Below are 1978 nucleotides of genomic sequence, written 5' to 3'. Positions count from 1 at the left end.
GCGGCGCTCGCTTCGGCCGAACGGACCGTGGGTGTCCGGCCTGGTGCCGTCGCCGCGCCATCGCGGCGGCCGGGTCGGTGTACGCGGTGCAGCCGTCGACCCGGGCGGCGACGGCCTTCGCGCGCTCCGCGTCGACGTCCACCACGGCGCTCACCCGGGCCCCGCTGGTGACTTCCTGGATACGGCGGACGTGGTCGGCGCCCATCTTGCCGGTGCCGACGACGGCCACTCCTAGCGTTCCACGCTGAGCCATGGTCGTCCCCCTCGGGTGGTCAGGCGCCGCAGGACCTCAGGAACTTGCGGGTGCGCTCCGCGATCGGCAGTGGCTTGTCCGGCTCGCACGGGTACATGTCCTGCTCGACGATGGCGAACAGCTCCACGCCGAGCTTCTGCGCGGCCTCCAGGACCGGACCCAACTCCGGTACGCCGGTGGGCGGTTCGCACATCACACCGCGCTGCACGGCCGGCCCGAACGGCACCTCGTCGGCGACGACGTCGGCGAGGATCTCCGGGTCGACCTGCTTGAGGTGGAGGTAGCCGATGCGCTCGCCGTAGGTCTCGATCAGCTTGACGCTGTCGCCGCCGCAGTAGGCGTAATGACCGGTGTCCAGGCAGAGGTTGACCAGTTCGGAGTCGGTCGAGTCGAGGAAACGCTCGACGTGGTCCTCGGTGTCGATGTGGGTGTCGGCGTGCGGGTGCACGACGATGTCGAGGCCGTACGCCTCCTTCACCTCGTGACCGAGCCGTTCCATGCCCTTGGTCAGATGGGCCCACTGCTCGGCGGTCAGCTCCGGCGGCTCCAGGATCTCGGCGGTCTTGTCGTCGCGCCAGAAGGACGGGATGACGACGAGGTGCTTGGCGTCCATCGCCTGGGTGAGCGCGGCCACTTGGCTCACGTGCTCCCAGGTGGACTCCCAGACGGACGGGCCGCGGTGCAGGCCGGTGAAGACCGTGCCGGCCGAGACCTTGAGGTCGCGCTTGGCGATCTCGTCGGTGAGACGGGCCGGGTCGGTCGGCAGATAGCCGTACGGGCCCAGCTCGATCCACGGGTAGCCGGCCTGGGCGACCTCGTCCAGGAAACGTTCCCAGGGCACCTGCTGCGGGTCGTCCGGGAACCAGACGCCCCAGGAGTCGGGCGCCGAGCCGACCCTGATGCGGTCGAGGGCGTTCGCCATCTCAGGCTTTCCCTTCGGAGGCGGTCGCCACGGGTGCGGTGAGGTCCTTCGCTTCCGGCAGTTCGTCGACGTCGACGCCGCGCACCTGGGACAACTCGTGCTTGAGGGCGGCGAGTTCGGTGCCGCCGGCCATGTGGTTGGTCAGCTCTTCGAGACTGACCTCCGAGCGGGAAGCGGACAACTCCATGGTGCCCAGGCGCAGCACGCTGAAGTGGTCGCCGACCATGTAGGCGTGGTGCGGGTTGTGGGTGATGAAGATGACGCCCAGGCCGCGCTCACGGGCCGCGGCGACGTACTTGAGCACGACACCGGACTGCTTGACGCCGAGTGCGGCGGTGGGCTCGTCCAGGATCAGCACACGGGCGCCGAAGTAGACGGCGCGGGCGATCGCCACACACTGGCGCTGGCCGCCCGAGAGCGTGCCGATGGGCTGCTCCAGGTCGTCCAGGATGATGCCCATCTCCCGCAGCTCGTGGTCTGCGGTCTTCTTCATCTTGTCAATGTCGAGGCGACGGATGGGCCAGGGGCCCTTGGTCATCTCGGAGCCGAGGAAGAAGTTGCGCCACACCGGCATCAACGGCACGGTCGCCAGGTCCTGGTAGACCGTCGCGATGCCCTTGTCGAGAGCCTCGCGGGGGGTGGAGAAACGCACCGGGACGCCGTCGACGAGGAACTCGCCCTCGGTGTGCTGATGCAGACCCGAGATGATTTTGATCAGCGTGGACTTGCCCGCGCCGTTGTCACCGAGGACGCAGGTGACCTGGCCGGGGAAGACCTGGAGGTCGACGCCGTGCAGGGCGCGG

At 69.0% G+C, this 1978-nt stretch carries 3 protein-coding genes; all 3 read right to left on the bottom strand.

The window, feature by feature from the left end; all coding sequences use genetic code 11:
• Positions 1-253 (bottom strand): Gfo/Idh/MocA family oxidoreductase (locus ACWDR3_RS47700; RefSeq protein WP_450358938.1); only part of this gene is annotated, 253 nt, incomplete at its 3' end.
• A 19-nt stretch (positions 254-272) separates the two neighbouring features.
• Entirely contained in the window at positions 273-1175 is a 903-nt protein-coding gene (locus tag ACWDR3_RS47695; RefSeq protein WP_450358937.1) for a sugar phosphate isomerase/epimerase family protein, read from the bottom strand.
• 1 nt (position 1176) lies between these two features.
• A partial coding sequence (locus tag ACWDR3_RS47690; protein WP_450358936.1) for an ATP-binding cassette domain-containing protein occupies positions 1177-1978 on the bottom strand: 802 nt, incomplete at its 5' end.

It is taken from the genome of Streptomyces sp. NPDC001002 (assembly GCF_053599215.1).
The sequence above is the reverse complement of the archived record's forward strand: the minus strand, read 5'-3'. Positions and strand labels throughout refer to the sequence as shown.